The sequence below is a fragment of the Pseudomonas sp. GT1P32 genome, assembly GCF_054897805.1.
Map to the genome: position 1 here is coordinate 6,116,635 of NZ_CM142704.1, position 16,555 is coordinate 6,133,189.

Annotated in this window: 16 protein-coding genes; 14 read left to right on the plus strand and 2 right to left on the minus strand. The window is 60.7% G+C overall.

Annotated elements, in window-relative coordinates; genetic code table 11:
• Positions 1-18 precede the first annotated feature (18 nt).
• From ACYZUC_RS28050 to ACYZUC_RS28085, 8 genes are all read left to right on the plus strand, one after another.
• Entirely contained in the window at positions 19-204 is a 186-nt protein-coding gene (locus ACYZUC_RS28050) for a Trm112 family protein (protein WP_007945752.1), read from the plus strand.
• A complete protein-coding gene (gene kdsB, locus ACYZUC_RS28055; protein ID WP_461991807.1) occupies positions 201-965 on the plus strand; it encodes a 3-deoxy-manno-octulosonate cytidylyltransferase in 765 nt (254 codons plus the stop codon). Before ACYZUC_RS28050 ends, kdsB begins: the two co-directional genes overlap by 4 nt.
• Positions 965-1,435, plus strand: coding sequence for a low molecular weight protein-tyrosine-phosphatase (locus tag ACYZUC_RS28060; RefSeq protein ID WP_461991809.1), 471 nt, complete (start codon positions 965-967; stop codon positions 1,433-1,435). The genes kdsB and ACYZUC_RS28060 overlap by 1 nt, the downstream gene beginning before the upstream one ends.
• Positions 1,432-2,451, plus strand: a complete 1,020-nt coding sequence (gene murB / locus ACYZUC_RS28065) for a UDP-N-acetylmuramate dehydrogenase (RefSeq protein WP_461991811.1) — start codon at positions 1,432-1,434, stop codon at positions 2,449-2,451. The genes ACYZUC_RS28060 and murB overlap by 4 nt, the downstream gene beginning before the upstream one ends.
• 247 nt (positions 2,452-2,698) lie before the next feature.
• The gene (locus ACYZUC_RS28070; RefSeq protein WP_461991813.1) at positions 2,699-3,169 is read left to right on the plus strand and encodes a (2Fe-2S)-binding protein; all 471 of its coding nucleotides are present in this window, start codon (positions 2,699-2,701) and stop codon (positions 3,167-3,169) included.
• Entirely contained in the window at positions 3,166-5,487 is a 2,322-nt protein-coding gene (locus ACYZUC_RS28075) for a xanthine dehydrogenase family protein molybdopterin-binding subunit (RefSeq protein ID WP_461991815.1), read from the plus strand. The genes ACYZUC_RS28070 and ACYZUC_RS28075 overlap by 4 nt, the downstream gene beginning before the upstream one ends.
• Positions 5,487-6,470: an XdhC family protein gene (locus tag ACYZUC_RS28080; RefSeq protein WP_461991817.1), complete on the plus strand. Its 984-nt coding sequence runs from the start codon at positions 5,487-5,489 to the stop codon at positions 6,468-6,470. Before ACYZUC_RS28075 ends, ACYZUC_RS28080 begins: the two co-directional genes overlap by 1 nt.
• Complete coding sequence (locus ACYZUC_RS28085; protein WP_461991818.1) at positions 6,467-7,057, plus strand: nucleotidyltransferase family protein; 591 nt, start codon at positions 6,467-6,469, stop codon at positions 7,055-7,057. Before ACYZUC_RS28080 ends, ACYZUC_RS28085 begins: the two co-directional genes overlap by 4 nt.
• A 179-nt stretch (positions 7,058-7,236) precedes the next feature.
• Here the strand turns inward: ACYZUC_RS28085 and rne are convergent, their stop codons facing one another.
• On the minus strand, positions 7,237-10,473 hold the full coding sequence (rne, locus tag ACYZUC_RS28090; RefSeq protein WP_461991819.1) for a ribonuclease E: 3,237 nt from the start codon (positions 10,471-10,473) through the stop codon (positions 7,237-7,239).
• Between the two features lie 701 nt (positions 10,474-11,174).
• On the opposite strand from rne, the gene rluC reads away from it, so the two are divergent.
• From rluC to sppA, 3 genes are read left to right on the plus strand one after another with little or no spacing between them, the layout of a single operon-like run.
• A complete protein-coding gene (gene rluC / locus ACYZUC_RS28095) occupies positions 11,175-12,137 on the plus strand; it encodes a 23S rRNA pseudouridine(955/2504/2580) synthase RluC (protein ID WP_201113836.1) in 963 nt (320 codons plus the stop codon).
• On the plus strand, positions 12,124-12,786 hold the full coding sequence (locus ACYZUC_RS28100) for an HAD-IA family hydrolase (RefSeq protein WP_461991821.1): 663 nt from the start codon (positions 12,124-12,126) through the stop codon (positions 12,784-12,786). The genes rluC and ACYZUC_RS28100 overlap by 14 nt, the downstream gene beginning before the upstream one ends.
• Before the next feature lie 24 nt (positions 12,787-12,810).
• Positions 12,811-13,800, plus strand: a complete 990-nt coding sequence (gene sppA / locus ACYZUC_RS28105) for a signal peptide peptidase SppA (RefSeq protein ID WP_461991823.1) — start codon at positions 12,811-12,813, stop codon at positions 13,798-13,800.
• Between the two features lie 238 nt (positions 13,801-14,038).
• Here the strand turns inward: sppA and ACYZUC_RS28110 are convergent, their stop codons facing one another.
• Positions 14,039-14,617, minus strand: coding sequence for a Maf family protein (locus ACYZUC_RS28110; protein WP_461991825.1), 579 nt, complete (start codon positions 14,615-14,617; stop codon positions 14,039-14,041).
• Positions 14,618-14,722: 105 nt separating this feature from the next.
• Here ACYZUC_RS28110 and ACYZUC_RS28115 point away from each other — a divergent pair, with 105 nt between their 5' ends.
• Genes ACYZUC_RS28115 through plsX form a run of 3 tightly spaced genes read left to right on the plus strand, consistent with a single transcriptional unit; the run spans position 14,723 to position 16,461 of the window.
• Positions 14,723-15,250: a YceD family protein gene (locus ACYZUC_RS28115; RefSeq protein WP_008031588.1), complete on the plus strand. Its 528-nt coding sequence runs from the start codon at positions 14,723-14,725 to the stop codon at positions 15,248-15,250.
• Between the two features lie 13 nt (positions 15,251-15,263).
• Positions 15,264-15,446: a 50S ribosomal protein L32 gene (rpmF, locus tag ACYZUC_RS28120; protein ID WP_003179396.1), complete on the plus strand. Its 183-nt coding sequence runs from the start codon at positions 15,264-15,266 to the stop codon at positions 15,444-15,446.
• Between the two features lie 4 nt (positions 15,447-15,450).
• Positions 15,451-16,461, plus strand: a complete 1,011-nt coding sequence (gene plsX, locus ACYZUC_RS28125) for a phosphate acyltransferase PlsX (protein ID WP_461991827.1) — start codon at positions 15,451-15,453, stop codon at positions 16,459-16,461.
• Positions 16,462-16,555: the final 94 nt, after the last annotated feature.

A 16,555-nucleotide genomic window follows, 5' to 3' on the forward strand; every position in this document is an offset into this window, starting at 1 on the left:
TTTATCCAGGGAATGCTCATGGACACCAAATTGCTCGACATCCTCGCTTGCCCGGTCTGCAAAGGCCCGCTCAAGCTCAGCGCCGACAAAACCGAGCTGATCAGCAAGGGCGCCGGCCTGGCGTACCCGATTCGCGATGGCATCCCGGTGATGCTCGAAACCGAAGCTCGCACCCTGACCACCGACGAGCGTCTGGATAAATGACCACAGCCTTTACCGTTGTCATTCCATCGCGTTACGCCTCGACCCGCCTGCCGGGCAAACCGCTGCTGCTGATCGCCGGCAAGCCGATGATCCAGCACGTCTGGGAACAAGCGTGCAAAAGCAGCGCCGAGCGTGTGGTGGTTGCCACTGACGATGCGCGCATTGTCGAGGCGTGCATCGCGTTTGGTGCCGACGTGGTGCTGACCCGCGAAGACCACAATTCCGGTACGGACCGTTTGGCTGAAGTCGCCGCAAAACTCGGTCTGGCGTCCGACGCAATTGTGGTCAACGTGCAGGGTGACGAACCGCTGATCCCGCCGAGCGTGATCGATCAGGTCGCGGCCAACCTCGCGGCCCACACCGAAGCGCGCATGGCCACGCTGGCCGAGCCGATCGAAGATGTCGAAACCCTGTTCAATCCCAACGTGGTCAAGGTGGTCAGCGACCTCAATGGCCTGGCGCTGACGTTCAGTCGCGCGACGTTGCCTTGGGCTCGGGACGCGTTCGCGAAAAATCGCGACGTGCTGCCGGAAGGCGTGCCGTATCGCCGCCACATCGGCATCTATGCCTACCGCGCCGGTTTCCTGCATGACTTCGTCAGCTGGGGCCCGTGCTGGCTGGAAAACACCGAATCCCTGGAACAGCTGCGTGCGCTGTGGCACGGCGTGCGGATTCACGTCGCCGACGCGCTGATCGCACCGCCCACCGGCGTCGATACGGCTGAAGACCTCGAGCGCGTTCGTCGCCTGCTGGAGGCCTGATGCGGGTTTTGTTCGTTTGCCTGGGCAACATCTGCCGTTCACCCACGGCCGAAGGTGTGCTGCGGCACAAATTGCGCGAAGCGGGGCTGGCCGATGAAGTCGAAGTCGCCTCCGCCGGCACCGGTGACTGGCACGTCGGCAGGGCTCCGGACAAACGCAGCCAGGCCGCGGCCAAGCTGCGCGGTTACGACCTGTCGATGCAGCGCGCCCAGCAAGTGACCCGCGCCGATTTTTCCACGTACGACCTGATCCTGGCGATGGACAACAGCAACCTGAGTGACCTCATGGCGCTGCAACCTGCCAAGGGCAAGTCCAAGGCCGAGCTGGACCTGTTCCTGCGCCGCTACCAGTCGCAGGTCGATGAAGTGCCGGACCCTTACTACGATGGCAACCAGGGCTTTGAGCAGGTGCTCGACTTGATCGAAGTCGCCTGTGATCGACTGGTGATCGAATTGAAGGGCCGGTTATGAGTTTGCAGGTTCAGCCACAAGTTTCGCTCAAGCCTTACAACAGCTTTGGCGTGGACGTTCAGGCGCGCTTGTTTGCCGAGGCTCACAGCGATGCCGACGTACGCGAGGCGCTGGCCTATGCAGTAGAGCATGACGTGCCGCTGTTGGTGATCGGTGGTGGCAGCAACCTGCTGCTGACCGCCGATATCCAGTCGCTGGTGTTGCGCATGGCCACCCGCGGGATTCGTATCCTGAGCGACGACGGCAGCAAGGTCGTCATCGAAGCCGAAGCCGGCGAGCCTTGGCATCCGTTCGTGCAACACACCCTGGCGCAGGGTTTGTCGGGTCTGGAAAACCTCAGCCTGATCCCCGGCACCGTCGGCGCGGCACCGATGCAGAACATCGGCGCCTATGGCGTGGAGATCAAGGACGTGTTCGCCGGCCTGACCGCGCTGGACCGCCAGACTGGCGAGCTGCGCGACTTCACGCTGGCCGAATGCAACTTCGCTTACCGCGACAGCCTGTTCAAACAGGAACCGGGGCGGTGGTTGATCCTGCGGGTTCGTTTCGCCCTGAACCGTGCCGAGCACTTGCATCTGGAGTACGGCCCGGTGCGTCAGCGTTTGACCGAGCAAGGCATCGATCACCCGACCGCCACTGACGTCAGCCAGGCAATTTGCAGCATCCGCAACGAAAAGCTTCCGGACCCGGCGGTGCTCGGTAACGCCGGCAGTTTCTTCAAAAATCCCTTGGTTCCGGCCGCACTGGTCGCTCGGCTCAAAGGCGAATACCCGGACCTGGTGGCTTACGCGCAACCCGACGGGCAGATGAAACTGGCTGCGGGCTGGCTGATCGAGCGGGCAGGGTGGAAAGGTTTTCGCGAGGCTGACGCGGGCGTGCATAAATTGCAGGCGCTGGTGCTGGTCAACTACGGCGCCGCGACCGGCCTGCAGTTGCTGAGCCTGGCACAGCGCATCCAAAAAGACATTTCAGAACGCTTCCATGTCGACCTGGAAATGGAGCCCAATCAGTATTGAGGCTACGCTTTCAAGGCTGATTTCAAAGCCCTGCACATCTTCGGTTGTGCAGGGCTTTTTTGTTAATGCTGGGTTAACTTAGCCCCCTAACGATGCAAGCATTTGCTCCACCAAGGGCCCGATGCAGACGTCTCCGTCCGCATAAGAGAGCCTCATTAGCCTGAGTCGATCTGCGTGATGCCAACCGCTAATCCCCCTGCGGCAGATTGCTCGACCCCATAACCCATACCACTATGCGGGCGTGCCCATGATTACCCTGAAACTCAATGGTCAAGACCATCAACTTGATGTCACCGAGGACATGCCGCTGCTCTGGGCCATCCGCGACGTGGCCGGTTACAACGGCACCAAGTTCGGCTGCGGCATGGGCCTGTGCGGCGCCTGCACCATTCACATCGAAGGCGCCCCGGCACGCAGCTGCATCACGCCGATCGGCTCGGTGGTCGGCCAGAACGTCAGCACCATCGACAATCTGCACGCCGACCCGGTCGGGCAAATCGTCCAGCAAGCCTGGCTCGACACCGCCGTCGCCCAGTGCGGTTACTGCCAGGGCGGGCAGATCATGTCCGCCACCGCACTGCTCAAGATCAACCCGAACCCGAGCGACGAACAGATCGAAGAGGCGATGGTCGGCAATATTTGCCGTTGCGGCACCTACAACCGCATCAAGATCGCCATCCGCCAGGCATCCACTCACCTGAAGGAAGCCAAGGCATGAGCCAGTTCCCGAATGATTTCGCCCTGAGTAACCTCAGCCGTCGCGGTTTCCTCAAAGGCGTCGGTGCCACCAGTGCACTGGTGGTCGCCGCGAGTTGGGGCTGGCAGGACGCGTTCGCAGCCGAGAAGGAAAAGAAATTCGGCGCTGACGGCATGCCCAACGGCTGGATCGATGATCCAAAGGTGTACGTCAGCATCGCTGCAGATGGCACCGTGACCGTGGTTTGCAACCGCTCGGAAATGGGCCAGGGCGTACGCACCAGCCTGACCATGGTCGTGGCCGATGAACTTGAAGCCGACTGGGCGCTGGTGAAAGTGCAGCAGGCGCCGGGCGATGAAGTGCGCTTCGGCAACCAGGACACCGACGGTTCGCGCAGCATGCGCCACTGGTACGAGCCGATGCGCCGCTGCGGTGCTGCCGCGCGGACCATGCTCGAACAGGCCGCCGCCGAACAGTGGAAAGTCCCGGTCGGCGAGTGCCACGCGCAATTGCACAAAGTCATCCATAAACCGAGCGGTCGTGAACTGGGTTACGGCGCGCTCGCCGTCGCTGCCGGTGCGCTGGCGGTGCCCGCGCGTGACAGCCTGCGGCTCAAGGAACCGTCAGAATTCCGCTACATCGGCAAGGAAGGCACCAAGGCCATCGACGGTGCAGACATCGTCAACGGCCGCGCGATCTACGGTGCCGACGTGCATATCGACGGCATGCTTTACGCCGCAATTGCACGTCCCGCGGTGTACGGCGGCAAGGTCAAATCCGTGGATGACAGCGCGGCGCTGAAAGTCCCCGGGGTAGTCAAAGTCATCCAGATCGAAGGCCGTCCGCTGCCCTCGGAGTTTCAGCCGTTGGGCGGCGTGGCGGTGGTGGCCAGTAATACTTGGGCGGCGATCAAGGGCCGCGATGCACTGAAAATCGAATGGGACGACGGCCCCAACGCCAGTTACGACTCGATCGCCTACCGCAAGGAAATTGAAGCAGCGTCGCTCAAACCCGGCAAAGTGGTGCGCAATACCGGCGATATCGACCAGGCCATGAGCGGCGCCGATAGCACCCTCGAAGCCTCTTACTATCTGCCGCACCTGACGCAAGCGCCGATGGAACCGATGGTCGCCATCGCCCGTTTCAAGGATGGCGTGTGCGAAGCCTGGGCGCCAAGCCAGGCGCCGCAGGTCACCCGTAAACGAATCGGCGAGCGCCTGGGCATTCCGTTCGATAACGTCACCTTCCACGTCACCCTGCTCGGCGGCGGTTTCGGCCGCAAGTCCAAACCGGACTTCATCATCGAAGCGGCGATCCTCGCCAAGGAATTCCCCGGTAAGGCGGTGCGGGTGCAATGGACTCGTGAAGACGACATCCACTGTTCGTATTTCCACACTGTCTCGGCTGAATACCTGAAGGCCAGCCTGAACAAGGACGGCCTGCCGTCGGGTTGGTTGCACCGAACGGTAGCGCCGAGTATCACCGCGCTGTTCGCGCCGGGCATGAACCATGAGGCCGCTTTCGAGCTGGGCATGGGCTTCACCAACATGGCTTACGCGATCCCCAACGTGCGCCTGGAGAACCCGGAAGCGGCGATTCATACGCGGGTTGGCTGGTATCGCTCGGTGTCGAACATTCCTCACGGCTTTGCGATCCAGTGCTTTGTCGATGAGTTGGCGCACAAGGCCAAACAGGATCCGCTCAAGTACCAGATCAAATTGCTTGGCCCGGACCGTCAGATCGATCCGCGTACGTTGAGTGAAGAGTGGAACTACGGCGAATCGCCCGAACGTTATCCGATCGACACCGGGCGCATGCGTACCGTCCTTGAAACCGCCGCGAAAGCTGCGGGTTGGGGCCGAGAGCTGCCGAAGGGCCGAGGCCTGGGACTGGCGGTGCATTACAGCTTCGTCACTTACGTGGCAGCGGTGATCGAAGTCGAAGTCAAAGATGACGGTACGTTGATCGTGCACAAGGCCGATATAGCGGTGGATTGTGGTCCGCAGATCAACCCTGAGCGAATTCGCTCGCAGTTCGAAGGCGCTTGCGTGATGGGGCTGGGCAACGCAGTCCTGGGCGAGATCAGTTTCAAGGACGGCAAGGTCCAGCAGGACAACTTCCACATGTACGAAGTGGCGCGCATGTCCCTGGCGCCGAAGGAAGTCGCCGTGCATCTGGTCACGCCGCCGGGCGTGGTGCCGTTGGGCGGTGTCGGTGAACCTGGCGTGCCGCCGATTGCGCCGGCGCTGTGCAATGCGATCTTCGCCGCCACCGGCAAACGCATCCGCGACTTGCCGGTTCGTTATCAACTGCAAGGTTGGCAGAAGGCTGAGGCCTGATGGACAGCGTCGATCTGAATGTCCTGCGCAGCGTGCTGGAATGGCGCCGTGCCGGTCAACGAGTGGTGTTGTACAGCGTGGTCCAGACCTGGGGCACCGCGCCCCGGGCCCCTGGCGCGATGTTGGCCTTGCGCGAAGACGGGGTGGTGATCGGTTCGGTGTCCGGTGGGTGTGTCGAGGATGACTTGATCGCCCGGCTGCACGATGGCCGGATTCCGGCTGACGGGCCGCCGGTGCAGTTGATCACTTACGGCGTCACTCGCGAGGAGGCCGCACGGTTTGGCTTGCCGTGCGGCGGCACGTTGCGCCTGACCGAGGAGCGAGTCGGCGACCCGGCTTGGGTTGCCGGGTTGCTGGCGAGTTGCGAGGCCCATGAAATCACGGCGCGTTCGCTGGATATCGCGAGCGGTGAAGTGACGTTGCAGTCGGCGACCAAGAACGATGCGCTGAGTTTTGACGGCACCACGCTGCGCGCCATTTACGGTCCGCGTTGGCGGTTGTTGTTGATCGGCGCGGGGCAATTGTCCCGTTATGTCGCCGAGATGGCACGGCTGCTGGATTTCGAAGTGCTGATCTGCGATCCCCGCACCGAGTTCGTCTACGGCTGGGAAGAGCAGCACGGGCGCTTCGTGTCCGGAATGCCGGACGAAGCGGTGCTGAACATCCAGACCGACGAACGCACTGCCATCGTCGCGCTGACCCACGATCCGCGCCTGGATGACATGGCGTTGCTGACGGCGCTCGATTCCAGGGCGTTTTACGTCGGTGCGCTGGGTTCGCGGGTCAACAGCCTGAAGCGCCGGGAAAACCTCGCTCAGCTAGGTTTGTCGCAGGAGGCCATCGAACGCTTGCACGGCCCGATCGGCCTGCACATCGGCAGCCATTCCCCGGCGGAAATCGCCTTGTCGTTGCTGGCGGAAATTGTCGCGATCAAGAACGGCGTCGAGCTGAAACAGAAGAAGCCGTTGCAGGAGCAGGCATGAGTGGGCCAATCGGCGTCATCGTGTTGGCGGCGGGGCAAGGCACTCGGTTTCGACAGGTGGCGGGTGCCGACAGGGACAAGTTGTCGGCGGACTGTACGGGGCGCGATGGCGGCGTTCGTTCGGTGATCGAGCAGGTGCTGGTAAGTTTGCCGGCCACGCTGGCGAAGCGTGTGCTGGTGACGACCGAAGATCGCCCGCAAGTGGCTCGTATGGCTCAGGCGTATGGTTTCGATATTGTGCTGGTGGAATCCTCCGGCATGGGTGACAGCATTGCGGCTGGGGTGGCGGCGTGCCCGCAGCTCGGTGGCTGGTTGATTGTGTTGGGGGATATGCCGTTCATTCTGCCGTCGACGGTTGAGCAGGTGTTGGCCGGGATTTCTGATGATGGGATCAGTGTTCCGGTGATGAACGGCGAATACGGCCATCCGGTCGGTTTCGGGCGTACGTTTGGACCGGGTTTGATGGCGTTGTCGGGGGATCGTGGGGCCAAGCCGTTGTTTGCCTCGGCGCGGGTGGTTGAGGTGGCAGTGGAAGATGCCGGGGTGTTGTGGGATGTGGATGTACCTGAGGCGTTGGTCTTCGCCTGACACGCCGCCTTCGCGGGCAAGTCGGATCGCCGCACCGCACGCTCCTAGAGGTTTTGCGCCGATCACTGTAGGAGCGAGGCTTGCCCGCGAAGAACGATAACGCGATCTACCTGATAAATAGCCGACATAAAAAAGCCCCGCCTGGGTTACCAGGCGGGGCTTTTTAGTGGCCGATGGAATCAGACGAGGGGTTTAGGCTCGTGCTCTTTTTCCAGGGCTTGCTCGTGTTGCTCTACCGCTTCCTGAACGGAGCGTGGAGCTTCGTCGATCACGGATTCAGCAGGCTCGGCAGCCACTTCAGCAGCCGGGGCAGGAGCAGCCTCGACGACTTCAGCAACAACCGGTGCCACTTCGACAGCGGCCGGAGCAGCAGCGGCAGCCAGTTCGGCTTCCTTCTGCAGACGCTCTTCTTCACGCTTGCGACGACGCACTTCACGCGGGTCGTTAGGTGCGCGGCCACTTGGTGTCAGGGCGCTGGCCGGGGCAGCTTCAACCACTGGTGCAGCCACTTCGGCGACAACAGGGGCTTCAACAACCGGAGCCACTTCTGGTTCAGCAGCCACAACAACAGGCTCGACAACCGCAACTTCAGCGACTGGCGCTGGCGTTTCGACCGCTACCGGCTCGGCAACCCAGTTGAAAGCGGTTTGCTCTTCGCGAACTTCACGAACGGTTTCGGTCACGGTTTCAGCGACGGTTTCAACAACCGGCTCTGCAACCACGGCAGGCGTTTCAGCAACGACGGCAGGCTCGGCGGCAGCTTCGACTTCAGGCTGTGCTTCACGAACCGGAGCCACTTCGACTTCTGGAGCAGCAGTTACTTCTACAGGCGTGGTCGCTTCAACGACTGGCGCTTCGACTGGAGCAGTTTCCAGTGTGGCGGCAGTGGCGCGTTCGGCTTGCTCGTTGGCCTGTGCTTCGGCCGGAGCGCTGATCACAGTGCTGGCTACGGCTGCGGTAACAGCCAGGCCAGCGGCCAGATCGGCAGCGCCTGGCGCTTCGGCGCCTTCGTTACCTTCGGCGGACTCGGATTCTTCCGAACCTTCGATCACGTTGCCGTTGGCATCGCGTTGACGCTCGCGACGGTTGCTGCGACGACGCTGGCCACGGGAGCGGCGGCGTGGACGATCGCCTTCGGCGCCTTCCTGACCGTCTTCCTGCAGTTGCTCTTCGTTGCCGGTCAGCTCTTCTTCAGCAACGGCGGCAGCGGCTTGCTCGGCGCGTGGTTGACGCTCTTCACGCGGTGGACGTGGCGCACGCTCTTCGCGTGGCTGACGAGCTGGACGCTCTTCAGCAGTAGCAGTAGCAGTAGCAGTAGCAGTAGCGGCAGCAGCAGCCGGAGCGGCGGCGTCCAGCGGTTCACGCAGTTCACGAACACGTTCTTCACGCTCGCCACGTGGCTTGCGATCTTCACGAGGCGCGCGCGGTGCGCGTTCTTCGCGAGGGGCGCGTGGTGCGCGCTCTTCACGTGGAGCACGTTCTTCGCGAGCGACTGCCGGGGTTTCTTCACGGGCTTCGCGTGGCTCACGTGGTGCGCGTTCTTCACGCGGTGCACGTTCCTCGCGAGGCTTGCGCTCTTCATCGCGGCGACCGTTACGGTTGCGGCTCTGCTGACGACCGTTGCGACGCTCTTCGTTGCGAGCCGGACGCTCGGTGGTCGCTGGTTTTTCAACCACAACCGGAGCGGCAGGCTCTTCCTTGGTAGCGAACAGGCTGACCAGCGATTTCACCAGGCCTTTGAACAGGCTTGGCTCTGGCGCGGCGGCTGGTGCAGCAACCGGTGCGGCGACGACTTCGGTCGGAACCGGAGCGTTGGCGCGGGCCGGTGCAGTCTTGACCGCGGCTTCCTGGCGAACCAGGGTGCGGGTCGCAGCGGCTGGCTGGACTTCTTCGACTTCGGCAGCGGCAGCAGCGATTTCGTAGCTGGACTGGTTGATGCTGGCTTCCGGGCTGTCATCACGCAGGCGCTGAACTTCGAAGTGCGGCGTTTCGAGGTGATCGTTCGGCAGAATGACGATGCGGGCACGGGTGCGCAGTTCGATCTTGGTGATCGAGTTGCGTTTTTCGTTGAGCAGGAAGGCTGCGACCGGAATTGGCACTTGTGCGCGAACTTCGGCGGTGCGGTCTTTCAGGGCTTCTTCTTCGATCAGGCGCAGGATTGCCAGCGACAGCGATTCAACATCACGGATGATGCCGGTGCCGTTGCAACGCGGGCAAACGATGCCGCTGCTTTCGCCGAGCGATGGACGCAGGCGCTGACGGGACATTTCCAGCAGGCCGAAGCGCGAGATGCGACCGACTTGCACGCGAGCGCGGTCGGCTTCCAGGCATTCGCGGACTTTCTCTTCCACGGCGCGCTGGTTCTTGGCAGGGGTCATGTCGATGAAGTCGATGACGATCAGGCCGCCGATGTCGCGCAGGCGCAACTGACGGGCGATTTCTTCGGCGGCTTCAAGGTTGGTCTGCAGGGCGGTTTCTTCGATGTCGCTGCCTTTGGTGGCGCGTGCCGAGTTGATGTCGATGGACACCAGGGCTTCGGTCGGATCGATAACGATGGAACCACCGGAAGGCAGCTCGACGACGCGCTGGAAAGCGGTCTCGATCTGGCTTTCGATCTGGAAACGGTTGAACAGCGGAACGCTGTCTTCGTACAGCTTGATCTTGCTGGCGTACTGCGGCATCACCTGGCGGATGAAGGTCAGGGCTTCGTCCTGGGCTTCAACGCTGTCGATCAGCACTTCGCCGATGTCCTGGCGCAGGTAATCGCGGATGGCGCGGATGATCACGTTGCTTTCCTGATAGATCAGGAACGGCGCGGAGCGATCCAGCGAGGCTTCTTTGATGGCGGTCCAGAGTTGCAGCAGGTAATCGAGGTCCCACTGCATTTCTTCGCTGCTGCGGCCCAGGCCGGCAGTGCGCACGATCAGACCCATGTCGGCTGGTGCAACCAGACCGTTCAGGGCTTCACGCAGTTCGTTGCGCTCTTCACCTTCGATGCGACGGGAGATACCGCCGGCACGCGGGTTGTTCGGCATCAGAACCAGGTAACGACCGGCCAGGCTGATGAAAGTGGTCAGGGCGGCGCCCTTGTTGCCACGTTCTTCTTTTTCGACCTGAACGATGACTTCCTGGCCTTCGCTCAGGACGTCTTTGATGTTGACGCGGCCTTCAGGGGCTTTCTTGAAGTATTCGCGGGAGATTTCTTTGAGGGGCAGGAAGCCGTGGCGCTCGGAGCCGAAATCGACAAAGGCAGCCTCAAGGCTTGGTTCGATGCGAGTAATCCGGCCTTTATAGATGTTGGCCTTCTTCTGCTCGCGTGCACCGGATTCGATGTCCAGGTCGTAGAGGCGTTGGCCATCTACCAGTGCAACACGCAACTCTTCGGGTTGAGTTGCGTTAATCAGCATTCTTTTCATGTAGTACCGTCGGTTTCCGGGCTGCCGGAAACGGCGTTCGGCACACACGACTTCTCATGGTCGGTGTCAGGTGCGTCGGGAGTGGTTGGCCATTCCCGTGTCTAGCGAAGTCCGGCCAATGTGGGCCTTCGTCGCGACGTACGCGTCCTGCTTGCTGTGGCTACTTAAGCACTCAGTCAGGAGGAGGAATCAACCGGCGGCTGTGGACGAGATGAAGCGTCTTGATAAAGCCTATTGCTACACAGTCCAGCGGTTGTGCATCTCCACCCTACACGTATCCCTGATAATTCGGGTGCTGCCGCGCGCAGAATCCGCAGCGGGTTGGCATTTACCGTGAGCTCCGAAAGGGGAGGTCACGCATCATGGCTAATTTAGGCGTTGTTTCCGAAGCGTTCGCTCGGGGTCATTCGCAGCTGACTGCACTTTGTGAACTGGCCGTGAATATGGGCTCGCTCAGCGAGTGAAAACTCTGCTTTGCGGCGTGATTCAGGCCTCATGTCACCTGCGCTCGTTACACCTGCAAACTCCACCGTTACGTAGCGAAAGCGCCGTAGGACGGCCTCGCGTCCTGGTGAATTGCATTGGTCAGGGCCGGTTTTTGACCGTTGGTCCGCTGTCCAGGCCGCTTTTGGCGGCGTTCGCGACTATAGCAGTAATGATTAAGTGCTTCAATTCCATAAAAAATTGATATCATCCGCACCATGACGACTACTGCCCCCTCGACCCCAGCCGTACAACTGCTTGAGGTCTCGCCGGAATATGCCGGCCAACGTATTGATAACTTCCTTCTCGCTCGGCTCAAAGGCGTGCCCAAGACCTTGATTTACCGCATTTTGCGTAAAGGCGAAGTGCGAGTGAACAAAGGCCGGATCAAGCCTGAATACAAGCTGCAGGCGGGCGATATCGTGCGCGTGCCGCCGGTTCGCGTGCCTGAGCGCGACGAACCTGTGCCGCTGGCCCAAGGCCTGCTGCAGCGACTTGAAGCCTCGATTGTCTATGAAGACAAAGCGCTGATCGTGATCAACAAGCCTTGCGGCATCGCGGTTCACGGCGGCAGTGGCCTGACTTATGGCGTGATCGAAGCCTTTCGTCAGTTGCGTCCGGATTGCAAGGAGCTCGAGCTGGTTCACCGCCTGGACCGTGACACCTCCGGCCTGCTGATGATCGCCAAAAAACGCAGCATGCTGCGTCACTTGCACACGGCCCTGCGCGGTGATGGCGTGGACAAGCGCTACATGGCACTGGTTCGCGGCAACTGGGCGGCATCGATCAAGCAGGTCCGTGCGTCGCTGGGCAAGAGCAATCTGCGTTCCGGCGAGCGGATGGTCGAGGTCGACGAGGAGGAGGGCAAGGAATCGGTGACCGTGTTCAAGGTCCTGCGTCGATTCGGCGACTTTGCCACCCTGATCGAGGCCAAGCCGATCACTGGCCGGACTCACCAGATCCGCGTTCACACCTTGCACGCCGGGCATTGCATCGCCGGCGACACCAAGTACGGCGATGATGATTTCAGCAAGGAGATCCGCGATCTGGGCGGTAAACGCCTGTTCCTGCACGCGTACATGCTGACCGTGCCGCTGCCGGATGGCGGCGAACTGAAGTTGCAGGCGCCTGTCGACGAGATGTGGGCCAAGACTGTGGAGCGCCTGAGTGCACCCCTCTGACTACAAACTGCTGATTTTCGATTGGGACGGCACGCTCGCTGATTCCATTGGTCGGATTGTCGAAGCGATGCACGTTGCGTCCGAGCGTTCCGGTTTTCAGTTGCGCGATGACTTTGCTGTCAAAGGCATCATCGGCCTGGGCCTGCCGGAAGCGATTCGCACGCTGTACCCCGAGATCAGCGATACCGAACTGGTGGCGTTTCGCGAGTATTATGCCGACCACTACATCGCCTCGGAAGCCGTGCCTTCGCCGTTGTTCGAAGGGGTTGTCGAGTCGATGGAGGCGTTCCGCGCCGAGGGTTATCATTTGGCCGTTGCCACTGGCAAGGCGCGTCGTGGACTGGATAGGGTACTGAAGGCGCACGGCTGGGAAGATTATTTCGACATCACCCGTGCCGCCGACGAAACCGCCAGCAAACCCCATCCGTTGATGCTTGAGCAGATCCTCGCCCATTGCGAAGTTCGCCCGGAGCAAGCGTTGATGGTCGGCGATTCGTCCTTCGACCTGCAGATGGCGCGCAACGCCGGCATGGATTCGGTGGCGGTCAGCTACGGCGCGCAATCGATTGAAGCGCTGAAATTGTTCGAGCCGGCACTGGCCATTGATCGTTTTTCAGAATTGCATGCCTGGCTGAGTCAGCGGGCTTAATACGTTTTTGCTGGGGTAGATGGCATGACCGACGAATGGAAAGCGCCCGCCAAGCCGAGCGCAGAGAGCGGTGACGAGAAAAGCTGGAAGCTGTTGGAAAAGACTCTGCTCGCCAGCGTGCAGGAGCAGCGTCGGTCGCGTCGCTGGGGGATTTTCTTCAAGTTACTGACCTTTGTGTACCTGTTTGGCGCGTTGATTCTGTTCACGCCGCTGATGGACATGGAGAAAGCCGCCACTCGCAGCGCCAATTACACCGCGCTGATCGACGTGACGGGCATGATCGCGGACAAGGAGCCCGCCAGCGCTGACAACATCGTCGGTAGTCTGCGTGCCGCCTTTGAAGACAAAAAGGTCAAAGGTGTCATCCTGCGCATCAACAGTCCGGGCGGTAGTCCGGTGCAGTCCGGCTACGTGTATGACGAGATTCGCCGGTTGCGCGGCTTGAACCCGGACACCAAGGTTTACGCGGTCATCTCCGATCTGGGGGCTTCCGGTGCTTATTACATCGCCAGTGCGGCGGATCAGATCTACGCCGACAAGGCGAGCCTGGTGGGTTCCATTGGCGTGACGGCGGCCGGTTACGGGTTTGTCGGCACCATGGAGAAACTCGGTGTCGAGCGCCGGACCTATACGTCTGGCGAGCACAAGTCGTTCCTCGATCCGTTCCAGCCGCAGAAGCCTGAGGAGACTCAGTTCTGGCAGGGCGTACTCGATACGACGCACCAGCAGTTCATCAACAGCGTCAAGACGGGTCGTGGCGACCGACTCAAGGATAAAGAACATCCGGAGTTGTTCTCCGGGTTGGTCTGGTCCGGTGAGCAGGCGCTGCCGCTGGGGCTGATCGATGGTCTGGGTAATGCCAGTTCGGTAGCGCGTGATGTGATTGGCGAGAAAGAGCTGGTGGACTTCACCGTTCAGGAATCGCCGTTCGATCGCTTCTCGAAGAAACTGGGCGCCAGCGTGGCTGAGCAGTTGGCGATGTGGATGGGCTTTCATGGTCCGTCGCTGCGCTGATCTTCCGGCGACATAAAAAAACCGGCCCAAGTGGCCGGTTTTTTGCGTCCGCACCCTGTAGGAGCCGGCTTGCCGGCGATGGCAGTGTTCCTGATACACCGCGTCGTTCGCATCGCCAGCAAGCTGGCTCCTACAGGGTTTCGTTGTGGCGCAAATGAGGGGTGGTCACCCCGTTCCCTTGTAGGAGCCGGCTTGCCGGCGATGACGTCCTCAAGATCGGTGAAGGACTCGACAGCCGTCAGGGGATTTGCACCCCTTCAGCCAGCAGCATGTCGATCAGGCGAATCAGCGGCAGGCCGATCAGGCTGGTGGCGTCAGGGCCTTCGGTGCGTTGAAACAGGCTCACCCCCAAACCTTCGGCCTTGAAGCTGCCAGCGCAGTCGTAGGGCTGTTCGGCGCGCAGGTAGCGTTCGATGCGTGCGGTATCGAGTATGCGCATGTGCACGGTGAACGGCACGCAGTCGACCTGGCAGTGTCCCGTCTGGCTATTGAGCAGGGCCAGGCCGGTCAGAAAGGTTACGCTGGCGCCGCTTGAGGCCAGCAACTGCTCGCGAGCCTTTTCGAAGGTATGGGGTTTACCGATAATGCGCTCGCCGAGCACCGCGACCTGATCGGAACCGATAATCAGATGAGTGGGGTGGCTGCCGGCAAGAGCCCGGGCTTTTTCTTCGGCGAGGCGCTTGACCAGTTCGACGGCGGGCTCATTCGGTCGATGACTTTCGTCGATATCCGGCGAGCTGCAGGTGAACGGCAGCTGCAAGCGGGCCAGTAATTCCCGGCGATACACTGAGCTTGAAGCGAGTAATAAAGGCAGCATGCGCATCTCCAGAAGACAGGCGCGAATTCTAGCGAGGCTTCCAGGTGACGGACAGGGCTGAATTTCCTTTGACATGGCTGGGGGCATCCCTATAATGCTGCGCCTATGTTGAATGACCCGATTCCACCTCACGTTGACCCGCGCAAATTGGCTGACCGTGGCACCACCCTTCAAGGTGAACTGCTGCTGGCCGATTTGGAGAGACTCTGCGACCCGCTTTCCGACAATGTCGGTACGGTGCAGGCTAAATTCGTTTTTGAACGAGATGAACGTAAGTCTGTGGTAATCCACAGCTTTATCGACACCGAAGTCAAAATGGTTTGCCAGCGTTGTCTTGAGCTGGTCACCCTGCCGATCCACAGCGAATGCAGTTATGCTGTGGTGAAGGAGGGTGCGAATACCCAGTCGTTGCCGAAAGGTTATGACGTGCTGGAACTGGGCGAAGATCCTTTGGATCTGCAGTCACTGATCGAGGAGGAGCTTCTGCTCGCCTTGCCCATTGTGCCTGCTCATCATCCGGAAGAATGCCAGCAGCCGGCGGGTCTCGATGAGCCCGAACCGAGCGAGGACGAGGTAACGCGGTCCAACCCGTTCAGTGTATTGGCGCAGTTAAAGCGTGACCCAAACGTTTAGGAGTTAATCAATTATGGCTGTTCAGCAGAACAAAAAATCCCGCTCCGCCCGTGACATGCGTCGTTCGCACGACGCTCTCGAGGCTAGCACCCTGTCTGTAGAAAAAACCACCGGTGAAGTTCACCTGCGTCACCACGTATCGCCAGAAGGCGTATACCGTGGCCGTAAAGTGATCGACAAGGGCGCTGACGAGTAATCACTTGTCCGCTCAAGTCATCGCGATTGACGCAATGGGCGGGGACTTCGGTCCCCGCAGCATTGTTCAGGCCAGCCTTGCTTGTCTGATTGCTACGCCCTCGCTGCACCTGACCCTTGTTGGTCAACCCTCCCTTCTTGAAGAATTGATCGCTGGCCAATCGGCTGTGGATCGCTCGCGCCTGTCGATTGCCCCGGCATCCGAAGTGATTGCCATGGACGAAAAACCTGCCCAGGCCTTGCGCGGCAAGCCGGATTCGTCGATGCGTGTGGCGCTCGAGTTGTTGCGTGATGGCAAGGTTCAGGCCTGCGTCAGCGCCGGCAACACCGGTGCATTGATGGCGTTGTCGCGGTTTGTGCTCAAGACCTTGCCGGGCATCGATCGGCCGGCCATGGTCGCGGCGATCCCGACGCAAAAGGGCTATTGCCAGTTGCTCGATCTGGGCGCCAATGTCGATTGCAGCGCCGAGCACCTGTTGCAATTTGCGGTGATGGGGTCGGTGGCGGCAGAAACACTGGGTATCGTTCGACCGCGTGTTGCGTTGCTGAACATCGGTACTGAGGACATCAAGGGTAATCAGCAGGTCAAGCTGGCGGCTACCCTGTTGCAGGGCGCTCGGGGCATCAACTACATCGGTTTTGTCGAAGGTGACGGTCTGTACCGGGGCGAAGCGGATGTGGTGGTGTGTGACGGCTTTGTCGGCAACATCCTGCTCAAGTCCAGCGAAGGGTTGGCGACAATGATCGCGGGGCGCATTGAAGCCTTGTTCAAAAAAAACCTTGCATCAAAAGTTGTCGGTGCAATGGCACTGCCGTTGATGAAGCGCCTGCAAGCGGACCTCGCGCCCGCGCGGCATAACGGCGCAAGTTTCCTGGGTTTGCAGGGAATTGTGGTGAAAAGTCACGGTTCTGCAGGGGTTCAGGGTTTCCAGAGCGCCATCTCGCGAGCTTTGATAGAGATCCAGGAAAACCTGCCGGAACGCATTCACGGTCGTCTGGAGGATTTGTTGCTTTAGGCGTTTTCGTCGGACAATGCTTAAATGTGACCGCTCAGTTCAATTTGCCATCCAACTGTCAGTTTCTTGCGTCCCCCAAGCGGGACGTCAATTC

What these genes read in the sequence shown, in the direction of transcription:
- ACYZUC_RS28050 (WP_007945752.1), top strand. Translation starts at nt 19, where the DNA reads ATGGACACCAAATTGCTCGACATCCTCGCTTGCCCGGTCTGCAAAGGC.
- kdsB (WP_461991807.1), top strand. Translation starts at nt 201, where the DNA reads ATGACCACAGCCTTTACCGTTGTCATTCCATCGCGTTACGCCTCGACC.
- ACYZUC_RS28060 (WP_461991809.1), top strand. Translation starts at nt 965, where the DNA reads ATGCGGGTTTTGTTCGTTTGCCTGGGCAACATCTGCCGTTCACCCACG.
- murB (WP_461991811.1), top strand. Translation starts at nt 1,432, where the DNA reads ATGAGTTTGCAGGTTCAGCCACAAGTTTCGCTCAAGCCTTACAACAGC.
- ACYZUC_RS28070 (WP_461991813.1), top strand. Translation starts at nt 2,699, where the DNA reads ATGATTACCCTGAAACTCAATGGTCAAGACCATCAACTTGATGTCACC.
- ACYZUC_RS28075 (WP_461991815.1), top strand. Translation starts at nt 3,166, where the DNA reads ATGAGCCAGTTCCCGAATGATTTCGCCCTGAGTAACCTCAGCCGTCGC.
- ACYZUC_RS28080 (WP_461991817.1), top strand. Translation starts at nt 5,487, where the DNA reads ATGGACAGCGTCGATCTGAATGTCCTGCGCAGCGTGCTGGAATGGCGC.
- ACYZUC_RS28085 (WP_461991818.1), top strand. Translation starts at nt 6,467, where the DNA reads ATGAGTGGGCCAATCGGCGTCATCGTGTTGGCGGCGGGGCAAGGCACT.
- rne (WP_461991819.1), bottom strand. Translation starts at nt 10,473, where the DNA reads ATGAAAAGAATGCTGATTAACGCAACTCAACCCGAAGAGTTGCGTGTT.
- rluC (WP_201113836.1), top strand. Translation starts at nt 11,175, where the DNA reads ATGACGACTACTGCCCCCTCGACCCCAGCCGTACAACTGCTTGAGGTC.
- sppA (WP_461991823.1), top strand. Translation starts at nt 12,811, where the DNA reads ATGACCGACGAATGGAAAGCGCCCGCCAAGCCGAGCGCAGAGAGCGGT.
- ACYZUC_RS28110 (WP_461991825.1), bottom strand. Translation starts at nt 14,617, where the DNA reads ATGCTGCCTTTATTACTCGCTTCAAGCTCAGTGTATCGCCGGGAATTA.
- ACYZUC_RS28115 (WP_008031588.1), top strand. Translation starts at nt 14,723, where the DNA reads ATGTTGAATGACCCGATTCCACCTCACGTTGACCCGCGCAAATTGGCT.
- rpmF (WP_003179396.1), top strand. Translation starts at nt 15,264, where the DNA reads ATGGCTGTTCAGCAGAACAAAAAATCCCGCTCCGCCCGTGACATGCGT.